This is a genomic window from Mucilaginibacter lutimaris (assembly GCF_042676625.1).
GTDB classification, from domain to species: domain Bacteria; phylum Bacteroidota; class Bacteroidia; order Sphingobacteriales; family Sphingobacteriaceae; genus Mucilaginibacter; species Mucilaginibacter lutimaris.
Genome location: NZ_JBHTIA010000003.1, coordinates 1,816,065 through 1,835,185 on the forward strand (window position 1 = coordinate 1,816,065; position 19,121 = coordinate 1,835,185).

The window sequence follows — 19,121 nt, forward strand, 5'->3', positions numbered from 1 at the left end:
TATCCAACTAATTTACCCAAGAGATAGAACAGGGTCAGTTAACCCTGTTCTATCTCTTTTAAGCTATCCATCTTTTTGTATGCCAGGAAGCCTTTAATATCCTCAAAGTGCTCTCTCACGCGTTTCTTACCAAATTCAAATACCTTTTTCACCAGGCCATCTAAAAAGTCGCGGTCGTGAGATACCAGTATCAATGTACCATCAAAATCCCTAAGCGCATCTTTTATAATGTCTTTGGTCTTCATATCCAAATGGTTGGTTGGCTCATCCAGTATTAACACATTTACAGGCTCCAGCAGCAGCTTTATCATAGCTAAACGGGTTTTTTCACCACCGGATAGTACCTTAACTTTTTTGGTAGTATCGTCGCCGCTAAACATAAATGCCCCTAAAAGGTCTTTTATTTTGATGGTGTTATCGCTTAGCGGGATCTGGTCAATGGTTTCAAATACTGTTAAGCTTTCATCTAACAGCGCCGCCTGGTTTTGGGCAAAATAGCCAATCTTGGCGTTGTGCCCCACCTTTAAACTTCCTTCAAAATCAATCTCGCCCATAATAGCCTTGATCATGGTAGACTTACCTTCGCCGTTTTTACCTACAAAGGCAACCTTTTCGCCACGCTCAATTACCATGGATGCCTTCTCAAACACCACATGATCGCCGTATCCCTTGGTAAGGTCTTCTACAATTACAGGGTATTGGCCCGACCGTGGCGACGGCGGGAACTTTAGGCGTAATGCCGAGGTATCCACTTCATCTATCTCAATAACTTCGAGTTTTTCGAGCATTTTTACGCGCGATTGCACCTGCAGCGTTTTGGAGTATGTGCCTCTAAAACGATCTATAAATTCCTGGTTATCGGCAATAAAGCGCTGTTGTTCTTCGTAAGCTTTTAATTGATGTAACCGGCGGTCGGCCCGTAACTGCAGGTAATGGGTGTATTTAGCCTTATAATCATATATGCGGCCCATTGTAACCTCAATAGTACGGTTGGTGATATTATCTACAAAGGTGCGGTCGTGCGATATGACCATTACCGCCTTTGCCGAATTGATCAAAAAGTCCTCTAACCATTGTATACTCTCAATATCCATGTGGTTAGTAGGCTCATCCAGTAAGATCAAATCGGGCTTTTTTAATAAGATCTTAGCGAGTTCGATCCGCATACGCCACCCGCCCGAGAATTCAGATGTTTGGCGGTTAAAATCTTTACGTTCAAACCCCAGCCCCTTTAATACTTTTTCTACCTCCGCATCGTAATTGACTTCCTCTAACGAATAAAACCGTTCGCTAAGTTCAGAAACCCGCTCTATCAGCTTCATGTAATCGTCGCTGTCGTAATCCGTACGGGTATTAAGCTGCTCGTTCACCTCCTCCAACTCCTTTTGCATTTGGTTGGCCTCTGCAAAAGCTTTCATGGTCTCTTCAAAAACAGTAACATTATCTTGCGTTAGCAAATGTTGCGGCAAATAAGCAATTACCGCGTCTTTAGGGCCGGTTACATTGCCCGATGTTGGCTTTATAGCATTAGCGATAATTTTTAGGATGGTAGATTTACCTGCACCATTTTTACCCATCAGGGCTATTTTGTCGTTTTCGTTAATAGAGAAAGTTACATCACTAAATAAAACGGTTCCTCCAAACGAAACGGAGATATTATTTACATTGATCACGAAATGAGAATATTAAATTGAGCGGCAAAGATAGTGGAATTTGGTACATATACCGAAAAACGCCTTTAATGATTATTGCTGCTGTATGGCAATAAAGTAGCAAAAATTAATCTTCAATCGCTTCTATACCAAGCTCCTTTAGCCTTTTAAGGTTGTCGTGCATATGTTTTAGTTGCTCTGCCGTATGTCCCTCCCATTCGGTAATTTCACCAGTCACAAGCAGTGCCTGCGCCGTGCGATAAGATTTTGTTGGGTTACCTGGGAACTTTTTGTCTGTTAAGTTAGGGTCGTCTTCAAAAGGTCCGGTTGGTGTTACAACATAAATTCTGCCGGGGCTGTCGCCTAAAGCAAGTTCTGCGCCCCAAATTGCAGCATCCAAAGTTGCGGTAAAGTAAACGTATTTGGCCTTGTTTTGCTTGCCATAGTTGGAATTAAACCCCGGAACAATTAAGTCGCCCGGGGATAGATCGGCTTTTGTGCCATGGTAAAATAGAGGTGTATTTTGGTCGTTATTTTCAGTTGTAATGCACATATATTGTTGGTTTTACAATCAAAAATATAAGATTCAAAGGTCTTAGTATCTATTTCGTAACTATATTTTTTAGGGCGCAATAAGGTAATTGTAGAGGCGTTATTCTTACAACAGATCAAGCATTTAACCAACCTGGAAGACTTGGCACGAGCCCTATATCTTTGTATTAATTCTGGGGTGGATGTTTAAAATAGCGGCTTAATTAATTCGCCCCGACTGGAACCGGCCTGCCTTTAAAATGGAAAACGGAAGCCTCTTCTTGCGAAATGACTTCCGTTTTTCCTGCCCTCATGAATGACCATAGCCATCATGAAGCATCAAGTTTTGTGTAAAATTAACCGACCTGCTCTCATCTTTGTTAAATGCGAACGCTGATGTCTCTTTATTCTTTTAGAATGCCGATGTTTGAACTATTAACACTGATGCTGATCTCGTCTGTCTCCTTGCGGATGGTAACTCCTCCAGCTCTGTTCCGTATGTGTCCTTCGTTCCTCTTTCGAGTGCAGATGGGTCATCTCGTATACCGATGCTGATCTTGTCACTTCTCCCGAGGGGAAGTCGACTCCTTCGTTATCTGTGTAAACGCTGCTACTTCTTTATTCGTTTGAATGCCGATGTTTCTTTGTTACGCTAACGCCAATTCCTTCAAAGGCCATTACTTTGTTTGCTGCTGCCCATAGGCTTTCGCAAAACCTGTAATACCTTATTAATCATTTTCGGGGTAATTTACTTTCGTATCCTATTCCCTCCACATGATTCAGGCACTTCCCTTATCTTTAGTTCGCCCTGAGGTTCACCCGATTAAGTTTCTGTATTCCTGTAAGGCTGTCAAAGTACGTCGTTCTTGATATTTACAATATAGGGACTTAAATCAATACATGTCAAGTGTTTTTTCATTTTTCTTTTTAACACGTAATTAACATTAAATGGAGGCTTATCCACATAGGTTAATGGTGTTTAATAGTGATTTGTGATGTCCGGAGCAAGTTTATAAACATCACCCTTTATCCACAGCCGGTCCCTAAATTTGCCAACTATACAGATCTAAAAAGCGTAAAATCTATTAAAGTCAAATTTTTTCAGTTAAATGCTTCCAGTATCTTTTAGGGATGTGGCGCACATGCAGCTTAGTATTTTTGCGCGAGGGGATATTTACACTTTTAAAATAATTTTGCCAAAGGTGCTGATAAATGCCTTCATCATCTGTAAAAGCATCTATTACATCATCGGGCTTACCTACGTTTGCAAAATCGAGCGAGATATATTGGGTGTCGTGCAGGTCGTAGTAAAGGCCATATTTCCGACGCAGGTCATATATGATCCATTTCTGGTCGGCATATCGGCTTTTAAAATGGCGGATGAGTAACGGCAAAACATTGAAATCAGGTTCTATAGCCGCGTAAAATATACCGTCCTTTAGTTTCTGGAAACGGACGAAAGCCTCCATCCTATGCTTTTCGCGCCTTACCATCCGCACCATTTCTGATATGCGCAGCACAAATTTGTTTCCGTAATCTTCCTCAATATTTTGCCCGGCATCAAAAGCATACCGTATATAACCAAGTAATGTGTTATCTTCTCCAACCATCTCAGCCAAATGCGCGGCATACAAGCGCTGCACCCCCATCGCCGAGATCTTTGTCCCCAAACCCTTCAATACCCTTTTGGCCCGCTCTTCGTTGGTGATTACTTGCAACTTATCTTCAAACATTGCGCTGCTATCCAAACAAGATTTTTGCAAATTTACTTTATCCAGCTTGCGGTCGTACACTTCAAATACGGCTGTAAGTAACCCCTCAAAGGTGCCATCGTAAATTAAAGTGGTCATTATTAAAAGAGGTTAAGTTGTACCTGCGTATTTTTCAAGAACTTGCTTTGCGATGTAGCCAAAATAAATTGTTTAATGTTGCTGCCCGTAAGGTCGCGGCGTTCGAACTCATTGCTGTTACAAGTGATAAAATATTTGGCGCGGTTTAAGGCCACTCCCATTTTTTTGAGATGATCCCAACTGAGTTTTCCAAACTTACGCGCGCTAACAATTTTTTGTGCCGATAACAAGCCTATGCCCGGCACGCGCAAGATCATTTGCAAGTCGGCTTTATTAATATTTACCGGGAAAGCTTGCATATTACGGATAGCCCAGCCCAATTTGGGGTCGATATCCAGGTCGAGATGTGGCTGGCTGTCGTTAACTATCTCATTTACTTTAAAGCCATAAAAACGCATGAGCCAGTCGGCTTGGTAAAGGCGGTTCTCGCGCACCATGGGTACGCTGGTATTTAAAGCAGGCAGCCGGCTATCGGCCAGTACCGGCACATAACCTGAATAGTAAACCCGTTTAAGATTGAAAGTTTTATAAAAGTAATTCGCAGAGCGCAATACCTCGCTATCGTTCTCTGGCGTGGCTCCAATAATAACCTGCGTACTTTGCCCGGCGGGTGCAAATATGGGTGCTTTTTTAAATAGCTTTTTTTCTTCGGTACGTTGAATGATGGCGTTTTTTAAATACCCCATAGGCTTTATCATATCGGCCTGATTCTTATCGGGCGCTAAAAGTTTTAACCCTGCTTCGGTTGGCATTTCCAAATTAACGCTTAGGCGGTCGGCATATAATCCGGCCTCATTCATCAATTCATCGCTGGCGCCGGGGATGGATTTTAGGTGGATATAGCCGTTAAAATTCTCCTCGGTACGGAGCTTTTTAGCGATACGTACCAGGCGTTCCATGGTATAATCTGCATCTTTAAAAATGCCCGAGCTGAGGAATAAACCTTCTATGTAATTACGGCGGTAGAAATTGATCGTTAGATCAACCACCTCTTGTACCGTAAAGGCAGCCCGCTGAATATCATTACTTTTGCGCGATACGCAATAGGCACAGTCGAAAATACAATGGTTGGTTAATAATATTTTTAATAAAGATACACATCGCCCATCTTCGGTATAGGAATGACAAATGCCGTTACTGGCGTTGCCTAAGCCTTTATTTTCGTTTTTGCGCTTACTGCCACTGCTGGCGCACGATACATCGTATTTGGCTGCATCGGCTAATATGTTCAACTTATCTGTAATCCTGTCTACATTCATATCATTTCAAAAATACTAATATTATTAGCATTTATATTGATTAGCAAAAATATAGTTCAGATGATTTAGGAATACATTTGCAATTAAATCTGTTTAATTGCAACTTTGTTGCTATTAAAATTTATGAAAGGTAGTACATCTAAGCCCGAATTTTGGGAATTAAGCTTTATTAAAAATAAGGAAATGTGGGGGTTCGAACCCGCTAAGTCCGCAGTGCTAACAAAGGATCTTTTTTTGCGGCATTCAGTAAAAAATGTACTTATACCCGGCGTTGGTTATGGGCGCAATGCGGAGATATTCAGAAAAAGCGGAATGAAGGTAACAGGTATAGAGATCTCGGAAACAGCTATCGCGTTAGCCCGAAAACACTATGGTGAAGATATGGACATTTACCATGGTTCTGTAACCGATATGCCATTTGACAATTGCCTGTATGACGGAATATTCTGTTATGCTTTGATCCACTTACTGGATGATGATGACAGAGCTAAGCTTATCCGCGATTGTTATGCACAGTTATCTGATAACGGTTATATGGTTTTTGTCGCCATTACAACGCAGGCCTCCACTTATGGCAAAGGCAAATACATTAGCCCTAACCGTTATGAAATATTTGAAGGGGTTAAAATGTTTTTTTATGATAAAGCATCTGTAACCGAAGAATTTGCCCATGCCGGGTTGTTTGAGATCACCGAAATAGATGAAGCATATCCATTCTATTTAATAAATTGCAGAAAGGGCGGTAATTAATTAGCCTGCTTTATTATCTTAGTATATCAATCGAACAAACTTATGCCAGAAATAGATCCAAGCTTTTGCCAGCACCTGAAAGCCATAAAAGAAGTTAAGCTAAGCGACAATCATGTTTGCGAAGAATGTATAAAACAAGGCACAGAATGGTTTCACCTCCGCACCTGCCAAACATGTGGCGTTACCCTATGTTGCGACCAAAGCGACCAAAAGCACATGACCAAACATTACCATGCCGAACACCACCCCGTTATAGCATCGGCACAACCCGGCGAACGCTGGCTTTGGTGCTACCCCGATGAGCAATTTGTAGAATATTGATCTATCAATCTTATTACAAAAAACGCCCTTATCATCATGATAGGGGCGTTTAATATTTATATGAGTCGATTAATTAGATCACCTCATTAATGCTCATTTCCTTAATTTCTTTGGAAACATTTGGCCGACCGTTCTTAAACGCTTTACGCGGTGTTAAACCTAAAAGCTGGAACATGGCCATATCCTCATCAAATGAAGGATTTGGTGTGGTCAATAATTTTTCGCCTGCAAAGATGGAGTTAGCGCCTGCCATAAAGCACATAGCTTGCTCTACGGTGCTCATTTCAGTGCGGCCTGCTGAAAGCCTTACAACAGTTTTAGGCATAATGATACGAGTGGTAGCTATCATCCTTACCATATCCCAAACAGATACACGTGGCTGCTCGGCCAAAGGCGTTCCCTGTACCGGTACTAAAGCATTAATTGGAACAGACTCGGGGTGTTTAGGCATGTTAGATAGTGTTTTCAGCATCGAGATCCTGTCTTGAGCGGTTTCGCCAAGGCCTATGATGCCGCCGCTGCAAACAGATATTTTAGCCTTACGTACGTGGTCTAAGGTTTGTAAACGGTCGTCATATGTACGGGTGGTGATGATGCGTTTGTAATCATCTTCCGATGTATCTAAATTATGGTTATAAGCGTAAAGGCCGGCATCAGCTAAGCGTTGCGCCTGGCTTTCGGTAAGCATGCCTAACGTGCAGCAAACTTCCATATCTAAGTCATTTACGGCTTTTACCATGTCTATCACTTTATCAAAGTCGCGGTTGTCGCGTACTTCGCGCCATGCAGCGCCCATACATAAACGGGAAGCGCCGCCATTTTTAGCGCGTTGCGCTACGGCAATAACTTCTTCTTTAGGCATAATGGCGTGTACATCAACACCTGTATTATAACGGGCTGCCTGCGGGCAATAAGCGCAGTCTTCGGGGCAGCCGCCGGTCTTAATAGAAATTAACGAACTTATTTGTACTTCTGCATAATCTTTATTTTCGCGGTGTATAGTTGCCGCGCGAAAGATCAGGTCAAGCAGTGGTGAATGGTATATTTTTGAGATTTCTTCCTGTGTCCAGTCGTATCTAACTTCGGTCATATTAATATGCGTTTTTTGAAAATTCAAAATTATAATAAAAGTTGGCTTGCAAGCCACAAAGGCAGCAAAAATCCAATACAGTCTGTAAACGTAGTGATAATGATAGATGATGCCACAGCAGGGTCTATCCCTACCCTTTTCAAAATCAGTGGGATACCGGCACCCGTTAGCCCGGCTATCAGTAAATTACCTGTCATGGCCAGGAACAGCACCAGGCCCAGCATGGGGTTTTTATCGTAAAATATCGCGAATAGCAATACGATTAACCCGTTTGCACCGCCGTTTATCATCCCTACTGAAACTTCTTTAATAACAGTGGTATAGGTTTGCCTGTCGGTAAGGTCACTTAACGAGATACGCCTAACGGTAACCGCAAGGGCCTGCGTTGCCGCGTTACCCCCCATACCGCTAATGATGCTCATATAGGCGACTATAATGGGAAGCTGCTCTTCCACATCGCTGAAATGCCTGATGACCGATGCAGCCAAAAAAGCTGTACCCAGATTGACTATTAACCAGGGTAAACGGCTTTTCACCGCGTCCTGCCAGTTACCGCTTAGTTCCTCGTCTTCAGATACACCCGAGATCTTTAAAATATCCTCGGTGTTTTCGGCCTCCATAACGTCGATGATGTCATCCACCGTAATGCGGCCCAACAGCTTCATATTGTCGTCAACCACGGGTATGGTTGTTAGGTTATATTGCGATATAAGTTTAGCAACTTCTTCCTGGTCAAGATCGGCTTTTACGTAAACATAGTCGGTTTGTACCAGGCCACGCACTTTGGCCTCGCCGCGGGCTTTTATAATGTCTTTTATAGACACAATGCCTTGTAAAATTTTGGCGTCATCAACCACGTAAATGGTATAAAACTCCTCCATCTCTTCGCTTTGGCGGATGATCTCGTCCAGTGCTTCTTTTTTATCCAGGTTAATGTTTACACAAATAACCTGCGAATTCATTAAACCACCGGCAGTATCCTCGTCGTAATTTAACAGGGCGCGGATACTGGTGGCATCTTCATGGTCAAGGTCCTCTAAAATTTCCTGCTGGTCTTCCTCATCGAGCTGGGAGATAATGTCCGTAGCAACGTCATAATCCATCTCCTCCACAATCTCGGTACGCCTTTCGGGGTGCAGGCCTATCAAAAGCTCTTCCGGGTGGGCCTCTTCATCCATTTCAGAGATAACTTCGGTAGCTATCTCGGTGGAGAGAAGGTTAATGATGCGTTCTTTAGCTTCTTGTGGAAGTTTTTCGAACAGGATAGCAATCTCCGAAGAGTGGTACTCTTTCAGAACGTCCTGTAATTCAGCATCGTCGCCTTCAAGAGCGGTCTTAACGCGGAGCAGGTCAGTTTTATCTATTTCAAAAGATTGCATATGCAGGCAAAATAAGCAATTTTACTGAGAAGGCGTACGCGGTGTTACAGGATTTGTGTTATCGGCGGGGGTTAAATTTAGCTATCCGCTATAATTATAAACCACCTTTACTCCGCTTACTTTATTCAACTTGCTCATTACCTGTTCTACCTGGGTTTTGCGGATGGAGATTTTTATCTGGCAGTTTAGTTCTGATACCTGCTCTAATATGTGTAGTTGCTCGTCTTTTATAATGCGCATAACATCATTCATCTGCACATAATCGAATGTAGTGGTGTAAATGTCATTAACCGTTTTCTCAATAACTTCAGCCACATCCAGCGCCATTTCGGTAGCGGTTTTGTAGGCATTTATAAGGCCAGGCACCCCTAATAATGTACCGCCAAAATAACGCACCACTACCACCAATACGTTAGTGATATTTCGGGATAGCAGGGTATTTAAAATAGGCCTGCCAGCGGTGCCCGAAGGTTCGCCGTCGTCATTCACACGGAATACCGAACGGTCAATACCCAGCCTTATAGCCCAGCAATGGTGGTTTGCTTTAGGATGTTCTGCCTTTAGTTTTGCAAGCAAGGGTTTAATGTCATTATCGGATGTAACCGGGTAGGCATATGCCAGGAACTTGCTCCCGCGGTCGCGGAAGATGTTTTCTGTAGGCGCGCTAATGGTTTTGTAGGTATCGTCGAACAGCACTTGTTATTTATTTGAGAGGGTTATCACCACAATAGCTACAACTGCCAGGCCTACTCCTATTTTATTAAGTATGCTGAGCCGCTCGTTAAACACTACCAGGCCTACAAGGGTACCCAATGCAATAACACCGATATTCATGGCCGAAAATACGGTTGATGGTGTGCCCGATAAAGCTTTGTGCGCTTTTAAGTAGAACAGGATATTTCCAAAATTGGCCACGCCCAACAACCAGCCAAAGCCAATATGCGGCCACGAAAATTTAGTTTGTTTAGTAAATATCCTGATGCCAAGTATGATAAGCGCAATAACAAACGACAGGATATAGATTACAAAAAGCGAACTGGTATAAGGTACCGCAGTAAATGCTGCTACCTGCTTAAATAGTATATCTATGATGCCTATCCCGAAGAATACGATGAGTAAATAGATCCAAGCGTTTGATACCACCTTGCGGTTGGCCGTTTTCTTTTGCCATGGTATAGATAGCAAAATTGCAGCAAAACCAATTACCAGGCCCACTATTTTTAACAGATTAAGCTTATCGCCAAACAGTAGGAACGATGCCAGCAACGGGATAAATAACGACAACCGTTGCGCAACATCTGTACGTACTATCCCTGCAACCCTAACTGATACTGCCATCACCATAAAAATCACCGGCAGTAAAAAACCTACAGCAACGTAAATTCCTAAAGGGGCACTTTGCAGGGGTGGAACGCCGGGTTTAAAAAACAGCCAGGTAAGCAATATAGCCATGCTGTAGTTCCATGTAATGGCCTGAAAAACGTCTATCTGGTAACGTTTGGCCAGTTTTAGCATAATAGATACAATTACGCTGCAGCAAATACTTAAAAAAACGTATAACATGTTTTTTACAGATTAGGTAGGTGTATTTGTAATGATGGTTAATTGATCAGCACCCACAAACTGTTCCGAAACTACAGTCCCGTGTACCTTAGGTGCTTCAATGCCTTTTAACCATACAGGTGCCCCGGTAAAAATACGTGCTTCGTCCCACAAACCGGCATTAATAAATGAGTTTAATGTTTGCGCCCCACCCTCTATTATTACCGACTGTATATCCTGAAGATAAAGCTGAAATGTAATGTATTCGGGCACGTAACGTTCAAAATCCTCAAGCGCTATATACTTGTTTTTGCCGATCACATCAAACTTAACCTCGTTAAATATCAATGTTTCAACCGAGTGGTCAAACACGTTCAATTCGGTATTTAACTCCAGCCTCCTGTCTATCACTACCCGCTTAGGTGATCTGCCTTCGGCATACCGCACATTTAGCTGCGGGTTATCTGCTAACACAGTGTTTTTTCCAACCAATATTGCATCTTCCTGGGCCCGCCATTGGTGTACGAGTTTGCGGCTTTCGGGGCCGGTTATCCATTGCTGGCTACCATCTGCAGGGGCAAAAAAGCCATCAGCGGTTTGCGCCCATTTTAATATAACATAAGGCCTTTGCTTTTGCACCTTGGTAAAAAAGCGCCGGTTTAGCCATTGGCATTCCTTTTCGAGTACGCCAACTAATACTTCAATACCGGCAGCCTGTAGTTTTTCAATACCCTTACCATCTACCTGCGCAAATGGGTCGCGGCATCCAACTACAACTCGCGGGATGCGGTGCTTTATAATAAGGTCGGCACATGGCGGTGTTTTACCATAATGCGCGCATGGTTCTAATGAAACGTAAATAGTACCTCTTTGCAGCAGGTCGGCATGGTTATCGTACCTGTCTGTCAACATTTTAACGGCGTTTACTTCGGCATGAGCTTCACCATATTTTTGGTGGTACCCCTCGCCTATAATTTTTTCATCGCACACTATTACCGCCCCAACCATAGGGTTAGGGCTAACATTGCCCGCGCCCAATGCGGCCAGTTCAAGGCAGCGCTGCATATAAATATCGTGTAATGCCATTGTGCAAAAGTAGGTTTTATGTTACTTTGTTGCATGAAAACTATTAAGGATGTATTCCTTTTCTTTCAGCAGGGTTTAAACGGGTTGTACGATAGTCGTGAATCACAATCGATCGCGCTATTGGTACTGGAAGAAATTACAGGTGTATCCCGTGCTAAACTTAAAGCATTCCCCGAAGAAGAGATAACGGGCCAAGCAGCCGAAAAGATCCAAAGCATACTTGAAGAGCTTAAAACCGGCAGACCGGTGCAATATATATTGGGTAACGCGGAATTTTACGGACTTAACTTTTTAGTGAACCCCGCCACACTGATACCCAGACCGGAGACCGAGGAGTTGGTAGAATGGATTTTACAAAGTCAAAAATCGAAGATTAAAAGTCAAAAGCCCCTTTCTATTTTAGATATAGGTACTGGCAGTGGTTGTATAGCTATCAGTCTAAAGAAGAATTTGCCCCATGCTTTGGTTACAGCTATCGATATTTCTTTGGATGCGTTACACACGGCTAAGCAAAACGCGGTGATCAACGATGTGGAAGTTGAATTTGTTGAGGATGATATATTAAAGACCAAAATAACAACTGAAAAGTTCGATATAATAGTTTCTAACCCTCCCTATGTTACTTTAGAAGACAAACTCCAAATGCATCAAAACGTTACCGGTTTTGAGCCGCATAGCGCTTTGTTTGTACCCGAGCATGACCCGCTCATATTCTATAGAGCCATAGCCGATTTCGCGAATAAACACCTAAACTCCGGTGGTCAGTTATTCTTCGAGATCAACGAAAGCTTTGGTAAAGAAATGGTTGATTTATTGGATGACAAATTGTTTAATAATGTTGAATTACGGAAGGACATGAGTGGTAAAGATAGGATGCTGAAAGCTATATCTATTTAATTATTGCGTAATTGACTTAGTCATTTCGCCCTCAAACGTTCCGTCTGCCGTTTTGGTCATATTAACTATGCCATAATTTGCCCCGGCATAAAAAACATAACAATTAATTGCTTTGTTGGCCTGCACTTTAACAGTTATAGTACTTCCTATTTGCGGCGTAAAGCCATAATTAAAATCGCCTCCGTTATTTTGTTTGGCAGCTATTACGTTGCTTATGCTATTTGTGGCGCTTTGAGTTATAGTAACATTAAAGGGCGTATTTGCATCTGTAGTAGAATGAACCCTGAAAATTTTATTTGTTACATCATAAGTGGCAGGGTCTGCCCCTGTAGTATCTTTTTTACAGCCGGTTAAAGCAACAAATAATACCAAGCAAATTATAGTCGTTAATCCCTTTAAATATTTTATCATTTTAAATTACTTGATTGTATAATAACAAAGGGCGGTAAATGTTTTAATTATTATATAAAACATAAAACCATAGGTTGTGCAATTGCGAATATTTTAATTCCTGGGATGAAACTCGATGATTGTACTTTTCAGATACTCTCTGTCCAAGTGGGTATAAATTTCTGTTGTGGTAATACTCTCATGCCCCAGCATTTCCTGAACGGCGCGCAGGTCGGCGCCACCTTCTACCAGGTGTGTTGCAAAAGAATGGCGAAAGGTATGCGGACTAATGCTTTTTTTAATACCGGTAATTTCGGCCAGCTGCTTTATCAGCATAAAAACATAAACGCGGCTTAGGCGCTTACCCCTGCGATTGAGAAAAACCAGGTCCTCCTCTCCTTTTTGGATGGGTACGTGTACGCGGATTTGCTCTATCCAGATCATTAAAGCCTTTATGGCTTCCCCACCTATGGGCACCAGGCGTTCCTTGCTGCCTTTGCCTGTTACTTTTATAAATTCAATTTCCGGGTCGAGGTAGAGGTTTGACAGGCGCAACTCCGTTAACTCAGACACGCGCAGCCCGCAGCCATACATAACTTCCAGCATAGCTTTGTTACGGCCACCCTCAGGTTTAGAGAGGTCTATGGCAGCTATCATCTTATTGATCTCGTGGATGCTTAACGTGTCCGGTAACTTGCGCGTTATTTTAGGCGTTTCTAATAGCTCCGATGGGTCGGCCGAAATCAGATCTTCCATCAGCAAATATTTGTAGAAGGCTTTAATGCCCGACAGGATGCGCGATTGTGTAGACGGGATCATCCCTAACTCGTTTACCCAGGTGATGAAATTGCGCAGATCGGTTAAGGTAAATTTAATGGGCGTTGGTTGGGCAGGCAAGCTTTCGGCATATTGATACAGCTTCTCCAGGTCGCGGGTGTAGGCCTCAATAGAGTTGGCCGCCAGCGAGCGCTCCAGTTTAAGATAGGTTTTAAATCCTTTAATTGCCCGTGGCCAGTCCAATTGATTTTAGTTTTAATGTTTTATACCTAAGTTTGAGCAAATGAACATACAAATTATAAACGGGCCAAATTTAAATCTGCTTGGCGTTCGCGAAAAATCTATATACGGCAGCAGCGATTTTGAAAGCTACCTTGCCGAATTGCAAAACCACTTTACAAACATCACCATTAATTATTACCAAAGTAATGTTGAAGGCGAAATTATAAATAAACTGCACGAAGTTGGCTTTACATGCGATGGTATTGTGCTTAACGCCGGTGCTTACACCCATACTTCTGTCGCTATTGCCGATGCTATTGCCGCCATCAAATCTCCTACTATTGAAGTGCACATATCCAACGTTTACAAGCGCGAAGAATTTAGGCACCACTCTATGTTAGCAGCAAGCTGCAAAGGTGTTATTGCCGGTTTTGGAATGCATTCTTATAGGCTCGCGATAGAGAGTTTGTTGCTTAAATACTAAGTTTTAGTAACTGCAAAGTATAGTTGATTATTATGCAAGGTCTTTCTTCTCCAGATCGGTAAATTTGGTTTTCTTATTCATAAAGAAATCCCAAACCAAACTGCGCGAATAAACCCCTGTAACGTGGTGGTATTTTTCGTTCGAGATCTGTTTGTGATATTTTTTGATAACATCGCTCTTAACCTTCGATTGAAATAAACGCCTTACAAAGTTTTGGTGCGCGCGGCTAATTGCCCAGGCGTCTTTACGTTTACCCTCCATCAGGAAACGCACCAGTGCCAGCAGGTCCATCCAAAACCGTATGCTAATGGTCCATAACGCGCGCCAGAATGGTAGATTATTTTTGAGCAACAGCAGGTTATTACGAAAGTTAAGATATGTTTTAAAAGGGTTTTCGGCATTTAAGGTGCCGCCGCCAACATGGTATATAACCGATTGCGGGCAATACATCACTTTGTATCCCATATTTTTTAATCGCCAGCAAAGGTCAATTTCTTCCATGTGGGCAAAAAAGCTTTCGTCAAAACCACCGGCCTCATCCCAATTTTTCTTTTTGATGAACATGGCCGCGCCCGATGCCCAAAAGATCTCGCCCGGTTGGTCATATTGGCCCTTATCCTCCTCTATCTCGTAAAATATCCGCCCGCGGCAAAACGGGTAGCCAAATTTATCAATAAAGCCCCCGGCAGCCCCAGCGTGCTCAAAGTGATCTTTCTGCGCGTATGACATGATCTTAGGCGCGGCGGCAGCGATTCGGGCATCAGTCTCCATTAATGCGATAACAGGCTCTATCCAACCCGGCTGTACCTCCACGTCGGAATTTAGGAGGATATAATAATCTGCTTCTACCTGAGCCAACACACGGTTATAACCGCCGGTAAAGCCAAAGTTCTCTTTATTTTCGATGATACAGATACCCGGGTAGGCACCCCTTAAAAACTCCAGCGACCCATCCGTCGAGCCATTATCACCCACCACAATATCCAGGTTAGGCCAGGTAGAGGCCAGCACAAAGGGCAGAAAATCGCGAAGGTATTTAATGCCGTTCCAGTTCAATATTACTACGGCAACTTTTGGTGTATCTGTCATTTATTCATATCCTCCGGCTTGTATTTCCACCTGCGGTGGCTCCAAAGCCAATATTGGGGCGTTTCCTGTATCAATTTTTCCAGGTACTGTACATGTGCCTCTGTTATCTCGTGTCCTGTGGTTTCTTTAGGTTGCTCAATAAGCGGCACTAAGGTGTAAGTATAATATCCGCGCTTAACCCGGTCTATCCGGTAAAATAATACTACGGCATCCATCATTTTCGCCAGCTTCTCAATCCCCAGAAAAACAGCCGTGGGCTGGTTCAAAAAATTAGTAAAATAATTTATTTCATGATAGTTTGGTGTTTGATCGCTTACCAGCACGCTAAATGTAAGGTCGTTTTTAAACGCTATCATAGTGCGTAATGTTTGCTTCATGGCCACTAATATGGCTCCGAAACGTGCCCTTACTCGGTTAAACAGATCATTAAAAACTTCGTTGGTTTGCGGTTTATACACTATAACGCGTTTTTCTGTTGTAAGCAACCCAAAGGCCAGCGCCGCCATTTCCCAGTTGCAGTAATGCCCGGCAGCTGCAATTATGCTGCGGCCCCGGCTAAAGTAATGTTCTACCAGTTCGGGGTTAGTAGGTTTCATTCGTTCTCGCAAAGCCTTTTCGCTCACCGTTATCATTTTAATGGTTTCAACCATTAGGTCGCCCAGGTAGCGGTAATAACAGCGTTCTATTCTATGGCGCTCGGCCTCGCTACGGTCAGGGAATGAATTGGCGAGATTGGTTTTTACAACATCCCTGCGGTAGCGCACAACATAATACAAAACCAGGAAAATAACATCGGCTAAGCCATATAAAAACCAAAACGGCAGCAACGACACAAGGTATAAAAAAAATATACCCGTATTTAAAGCCGCTTTTCTTAACATTTTTCCCAATTTTGCCACAAACATAAAAAATATATATGATTGAGAACGGTGCTGTTTTGCCGATGTTTTACCTGCCGCCGGTAGATTATTTTACAAACCTTTTGGCTTTTAAACCAAACGTGGTATTTGAACGGGAAGAACATTTTCCAAAACAGACCTACCGTAACCGGGCAAATATCTACTCGCCCGATGGAAGGCAGGTGCTTACAGTACCTGTTATTAAAGGCTCTAAAAACCACACGGTAATTAAAGATGTAAAAATAAGCTACGACTTTAGGTGGCAGCGCGCGCATTGGATGGGTTTGCAAACCTGCTACCGCAGCTCGGCCTACTTTGAATATTATGAAGATGATTTTGCGCCATTTTATGAAAAGCAAACCAAATACCTATTTGATTATAACCGCGAACTGCTGGAACTTTTATTGCGCCTGCTAAAAATCAAAATAGATATACAGGTTACCGATACCTACGAACCTGCATACCCTCACCTTACAGACCTGCGTACCAGCCTAAACGGCAAAAATGCGAACCATACGCAACAAAAGCCATACTTTCAGGTTTTTGAAGAACGACAGGGCTTTTTGCAAAATTTAAGCATTGCAGACCTGCTGTTTAACCAAGGGCCGCAGGCCTTAAATTATCTATAATGGCTACTTATACCAGGCGCGTACACTATAAACATAAAAAACGCAATATTAACGTGGGTGCCCGCCCTGGCAGCATTATTATACCAGAGGATGCCCTGCCCCCGAAAATTACCATATACTCGTTCAACGAAAACGACCTGCAAACCAGCAAGGGCAAGGATATTGAAACCATTACAAAACAAATAGCTAAATGTAACGACCATACGCATTGGATAAAAATTAATGGCATTGGTGATGCCGGGCTGATAGAAGACATTGGTACATTCCTGGGCATTAACCAACTGGTATTAGAGGATGTGGTAAATACCCACCAACGCCCTAAGTTTGACGAGTATGATGGATACGTGTTTGGCACCAGCCGCATTATTTACTTTAACCAACAGGATGAGTTGGTGAACTGCCAGTTTAGTGGCATCGTAAAAGACAACATCATTATTAGTTTTGAAGAGAGCCATCTTGATTATTTTGAAGTGGTTACCACAAGGTTAAAGGCAGGCAAAGGCGTAATACGCACTGCCGGACCAGGCTACATATTTTATGCTTTAACAGATACCATCCTTGATAATTATTTTGTGCTGCTTTCTAAAATAGGCGACATGATCGACGAAACGGAGGATAAGCTTTACCAAAGCCCCGATAAAAGCATTATGTTTGATGCGCAACAGCTAAAACGAACGCTGATTATCATTCGCCGGTCGTGCTGGCCCGAGCGTGATAAGATAAATGATATGATCCGCAGCGAAAGCCCGGAAATAACTAAAGAAACCAAGCTTTTTTTGCGTGATGCTTACGACCATTGCATCCAGGCGATGGATATGGTAGAAAGCTACAAAGAGGTAACCAGCAGCATTATAGACCTTTATCTGAGTATGGTAAGCAACCGCATGAACGAAATTATGAAGGTGCTCACCATCATTTCCGTAATATTTATCCCCCTCACTTTTATTGCCGGCATTTACGGCATGAACTTTAGCCGCCAGGATACTCACGGGCATCTTATAAAAGACAACATGCCCGAGCTATATGTACATCACGGGTATGTTTATGCTTTGGCAGGTATGTTTTTAATTGGCGCGTTTCAGGTGTTGGTTTTTTGGCGCAAGGGGTGGTTCAATAAGCTTTAGGATTAGTAAATGAGCTATGAATTAAGCCACTTGTCCCTGCAATAAAATAAAATTAATCCTATGCAACTTTTTGCGGGGATTGATAGTCTTGCATAAAAGCATCATAATTTTAATGAGAATCAAAGTTTTACTTGCAGTATTTTTACTAAGTGCCATTGTTGGACATGCCCAGAACATCAAAACCGCATACCTCGCAAAAAATTCAGCAACATGGGATGATAAAGGGTTTAAAAATATGGACTGCGTTTTTACGCCCGAAATACTAAAAAATCAGCTCTTTATGATTGGTGAGGGGCACGGCATAGCTTATTCTTACGACATTCAATATTCTTTGGTTAATTATCTGCGACAAAAGGCAGGCGTAAAGTACCTGTTTATGGAACTTGGTTATCTTGATGGTATTATTTTAAACAATTACCTGAAAACCGGTGACGACTCTACTTATACAACTGCTTTTCAGAAATATAACGGCACTTATTATTACAATAAAAGTGTTCACGAACTATTTAAAAAATTATACAAGCTAAATACAACCTTGCCAGACAACCAAAAGATAGTGATTTTGCCAGTTGATATTGAGCATGGCTATCGTAAGGCCATACAGTATTTGCAAACCAGGATATTTACCGGCGATAATGCCAAAACTACGGTAGGCCAAGCTTTGAGCAAACTCGATAGCGAAAAAGGAATTGGTAAAGAAATTGCCGCCGAAATAGTAAGGATCTATCCCATCTACAAAGCAGATATGGCTACTTATCAAAAAAAATTGGGCAACCAGTTTGATGACGCCGATTTCCTGATGCGTAATACCTACGAGATGCTAAATATTGCGCTTAATAAAGTTGCAGATACCCGCAGAGATAGTGTAATGCTCGAGAATTTTAACATTTATAAAAAGCGTTATCACCTGGACAATGAAAAATTAGTGGGCCTGTTTGGCGGTTTCCACGTAAAGCAGACAGACCAACCAAACGACATCCGCTTTGCCTCGCTGTTAAAACGTTCGGGGGCGGTTAAGGGCATTTGCTCGGCTGTGATAGTTTACAATGGTGGATTTATTATGATGCCGAAAGGCAAAAGCAACACCACCAATACGGGCAAAATAAATATAAACGCGTAGCTAATACTTATGATTATTTCACAGGCAGTT

20 protein-coding genes are annotated in these 19,121 nt (G+C 42.5%); 7 read left to right on the forward strand and 13 right to left on the reverse strand.

Features of this window, described 5'->3' with window-relative positions:
- Positions 1-38 precede the first annotated feature (38 nt).
- The 4 genes from ACFQZI_RS09135 to ACFQZI_RS09150 all read right to left on the reverse strand — a co-directional run bounded on the left by ACFQZI_RS09135 (position 39) and on the right by ACFQZI_RS09150 (position 5,292).
- Entirely contained in the window at positions 39-1,673 is a 1,635-nt protein-coding gene (locus ACFQZI_RS09135) for an ABC-F family ATP-binding cassette domain-containing protein (protein ID WP_377141449.1), read from the reverse strand.
- 106 nt (positions 1,674-1,779) lie between these two features.
- Positions 1,780-2,205, reverse strand: coding sequence for an NAD(+)--rifampin ADP-ribosyltransferase (gene arr, locus ACFQZI_RS09140; RefSeq protein WP_377141451.1), 426 nt, complete (start codon positions 2,203-2,205; stop codon positions 1,780-1,782).
- Between the two features lie 1,069 nt (positions 2,206-3,274).
- Entirely contained in the window at positions 3,275-4,033 is a 759-nt protein-coding gene (locus ACFQZI_RS09145; RefSeq protein WP_377141453.1) for a TIGR03915 family putative DNA repair protein, read from the reverse strand.
- 2 nt (positions 4,034-4,035) lie between these two features.
- Positions 4,036-5,292, reverse strand: coding sequence for a putative DNA modification/repair radical SAM protein (locus ACFQZI_RS09150; protein ID WP_377141460.1), 1,257 nt, complete (start codon positions 5,290-5,292; stop codon positions 4,036-4,038).
- Between the two features lie 123 nt (positions 5,293-5,415).
- Between ACFQZI_RS09150 and ACFQZI_RS09155 the strand changes: the two genes are divergently transcribed.
- Both ACFQZI_RS09155 and ACFQZI_RS09160 read left to right on the forward strand, forming a co-directional pair.
- Positions 5,416-6,042 (forward strand): class I SAM-dependent methyltransferase, encoded by a 627-nt coding sequence (locus ACFQZI_RS09155; RefSeq protein ID WP_377141463.1) that lies wholly within the window; start codon positions 5,416-5,418, stop codon positions 6,040-6,042.
- 42 nt (positions 6,043-6,084) lie between these two features.
- Positions 6,085-6,363 (forward strand): UBP-type zinc finger domain-containing protein, encoded by a 279-nt coding sequence (locus ACFQZI_RS09160; RefSeq protein ID WP_377141466.1) that lies wholly within the window; start codon positions 6,085-6,087, stop codon positions 6,361-6,363.
- A gap of 73 nt (positions 6,364-6,436) precedes the next feature.
- On the opposite strand, the gene bioB is transcribed toward ACFQZI_RS09160, so the two are convergent.
- The 5 genes from bioB to ribD all read right to left on the reverse strand — a co-directional run bounded on the left by bioB (position 6,437) and on the right by ribD (position 11,460).
- Positions 6,437-7,453, reverse strand: a complete 1,017-nt coding sequence (gene bioB, locus ACFQZI_RS09165) for a biotin synthase BioB (RefSeq protein ID WP_377141469.1) — start codon at positions 7,451-7,453, stop codon at positions 6,437-6,439.
- Positions 7,454-7,482: 29 nt separating this feature from the next.
- Positions 7,483-8,832: a magnesium transporter gene (gene mgtE, locus ACFQZI_RS09170; protein ID WP_377141472.1), complete on the reverse strand. Its 1,350-nt coding sequence runs from the start codon at positions 8,830-8,832 to the stop codon at positions 7,483-7,485.
- 81 nt (positions 8,833-8,913) lie between these two features.
- On the reverse strand, positions 8,914-9,528 hold the full coding sequence (locus ACFQZI_RS09175; RefSeq protein WP_377141475.1) for an IMPACT family protein: 615 nt from the start codon (positions 9,526-9,528) through the stop codon (positions 8,914-8,916).
- A gap of 3 nt (positions 9,529-9,531) precedes the next feature.
- Positions 9,532-10,395, reverse strand: coding sequence for an EamA family transporter (locus tag ACFQZI_RS09180; protein WP_377141478.1), 864 nt, complete (start codon positions 10,393-10,395; stop codon positions 9,532-9,534).
- A 12-nt stretch (positions 10,396-10,407) separates the two neighbouring features.
- On the reverse strand, positions 10,408-11,460 hold the full coding sequence (gene ribD, locus ACFQZI_RS09185) for a bifunctional diaminohydroxyphosphoribosylaminopyrimidine deaminase/5-amino-6-(5-phosphoribosylamino)uracil reductase RibD (RefSeq protein WP_377141480.1): 1,053 nt from the start codon (positions 11,458-11,460) through the stop codon (positions 10,408-10,410).
- A gap of 33 nt (positions 11,461-11,493) precedes the next feature.
- On the opposite strand from ribD, the gene prmC reads away from it, so the two are divergent.
- Positions 11,494-12,357: a peptide chain release factor N(5)-glutamine methyltransferase gene (prmC, locus tag ACFQZI_RS09190; protein WP_377141482.1), complete on the forward strand. Its 864-nt coding sequence runs from the start codon at positions 11,494-11,496 to the stop codon at positions 12,355-12,357.
- Here the strand turns inward: prmC and ACFQZI_RS09195 are convergent, their stop codons facing one another.
- A complete protein-coding gene (locus tag ACFQZI_RS09195) occupies positions 12,358-12,729 on the reverse strand; it encodes a hypothetical protein (protein ID WP_377141485.1) in 372 nt (123 codons plus the stop codon).
- 132 nt (positions 12,730-12,861) lie between these two features.
- Positions 12,862-13,767, reverse strand: a complete 906-nt coding sequence (gene xerD, locus ACFQZI_RS09200; protein WP_377141487.1) for a site-specific tyrosine recombinase XerD — start codon at positions 13,765-13,767, stop codon at positions 12,862-12,864.
- Positions 13,768-13,807: 40 nt separating this feature from the next.
- Here xerD and aroQ point away from each other — a divergent pair, with 40 nt between their 5' ends.
- Complete coding sequence (gene aroQ, locus ACFQZI_RS09205; protein WP_377141489.1) at positions 13,808-14,230, forward strand: type II 3-dehydroquinate dehydratase; 423 nt, start codon at positions 13,808-13,810, stop codon at positions 14,228-14,230.
- A 30-nt stretch (positions 14,231-14,260) separates the two neighbouring features.
- Here aroQ and ACFQZI_RS09210 read toward each other — a convergent pair whose 3' ends face one another.
- Positions 14,261-15,319 (reverse strand): glycosyltransferase family 2 protein, encoded by a 1,059-nt coding sequence (locus ACFQZI_RS09210; RefSeq protein ID WP_377141491.1) that lies wholly within the window; start codon positions 15,317-15,319, stop codon positions 14,261-14,263.
- Positions 15,316-16,200 carry a lysophospholipid acyltransferase family protein gene (locus tag ACFQZI_RS09215; protein ID WP_377141493.1) on the reverse strand — a complete coding sequence of 295 codons (885 nt, stop codon included), beginning with the start codon at positions 16,198-16,200 and terminating at the stop codon, positions 15,316-15,318. The genes ACFQZI_RS09210 and ACFQZI_RS09215 overlap by 4 nt, the downstream gene beginning before the upstream one ends.
- A gap of 35 nt (positions 16,201-16,235) precedes the next feature.
- Here ACFQZI_RS09215 and ACFQZI_RS09220 point away from each other — a divergent pair, with 35 nt between their 5' ends.
- The 3 genes from ACFQZI_RS09220 (at position 16,236) to ACFQZI_RS09230 (ending at position 19,091) form a co-directional block, all read left to right on the forward strand.
- On the forward strand, positions 16,236-16,847 hold the full coding sequence (locus tag ACFQZI_RS09220; protein ID WP_377141495.1) for a WbqC family protein: 612 nt from the start codon (positions 16,236-16,238) through the stop codon (positions 16,845-16,847).
- Positions 16,847-17,971, forward strand: a complete 1,125-nt coding sequence (gene corA / locus ACFQZI_RS09225; protein ID WP_377141498.1) for a magnesium/cobalt transporter CorA — start codon at positions 16,847-16,849, stop codon at positions 17,969-17,971. Before ACFQZI_RS09220 ends, corA begins: the two co-directional genes overlap by 1 nt.
- Before the next feature lie 112 nt (positions 17,972-18,083).
- Entirely contained in the window at positions 18,084-19,091 is a 1,008-nt protein-coding gene (locus tag ACFQZI_RS09230; RefSeq protein WP_377141500.1) for a hypothetical protein, read from the forward strand.
- Positions 19,092-19,121: the final 30 nt, after the last annotated feature.

Coding starts and splice junctions, on each gene's coding strand:
- prmC (WP_377141482.1), top strand. CDS start 11,494: ATGAAAACTATTAAGGATGTATTCCTTTTCTTTCAGCAGGGTTTAAAC.
- ACFQZI_RS09145 (WP_377141453.1), bottom strand. CDS start 4,033: ATGACCACTTTAATTTACGATGGCACCTTTGAGGGGTTACTTACAGCC.
- ACFQZI_RS09230 (WP_377141500.1), top strand. CDS start 18,084: ATGAGAATCAAAGTTTTACTTGCAGTATTTTTACTAAGTGCCATTGTT.
- arr (WP_377141451.1), bottom strand. CDS start 2,205: ATGTGCATTACAACTGAAAATAACGACCAAAATACACCTCTATTTTAC.
- ACFQZI_RS09180 (WP_377141478.1), bottom strand. CDS start 10,395: ATGTTATACGTTTTTTTAAGTATTTGCTGCAGCGTAATTGTATCTATT.
- ACFQZI_RS09220 (WP_377141495.1), top strand. CDS start 16,236: ATGATTGAGAACGGTGCTGTTTTGCCGATGTTTTACCTGCCGCCGGTA.
- ACFQZI_RS09210 (WP_377141491.1), bottom strand. CDS start 15,319: ATGACAGATACACCAAAAGTTGCCGTAGTAATATTGAACTGGAACGGC.
- ACFQZI_RS09215 (WP_377141493.1), bottom strand. CDS start 16,200: ATGTTAAGAAAAGCGGCTTTAAATACGGGTATATTTTTTTTATACCTT.
- mgtE (WP_377141472.1), bottom strand. CDS start 8,832: ATGCAATCTTTTGAAATAGATAAAACTGACCTGCTCCGCGTTAAGACC.
- ACFQZI_RS09160 (WP_377141466.1), top strand. CDS start 6,085: ATGCCAGAAATAGATCCAAGCTTTTGCCAGCACCTGAAAGCCATAAAA.
- ACFQZI_RS09155 (WP_377141463.1), top strand. CDS start 5,416: ATGAAAGGTAGTACATCTAAGCCCGAATTTTGGGAATTAAGCTTTATT.
- aroQ (WP_377141489.1), top strand. CDS start 13,808: ATGAACATACAAATTATAAACGGGCCAAATTTAAATCTGCTTGGCGTT.
- corA (WP_377141498.1), top strand. CDS start 16,847: ATGGCTACTTATACCAGGCGCGTACACTATAAACATAAAAAACGCAAT.
- ACFQZI_RS09150 (WP_377141460.1), bottom strand. CDS start 5,292: ATGAATGTAGACAGGATTACAGATAAGTTGAACATATTAGCCGATGCA.
- ribD (WP_377141480.1), bottom strand. CDS start 11,460: ATGGCATTACACGATATTTATATGCAGCGCTGCCTTGAACTGGCCGCA.
- bioB (WP_377141469.1), bottom strand. CDS start 7,453: ATGACCGAAGTTAGATACGACTGGACACAGGAAGAAATCTCAAAAATA.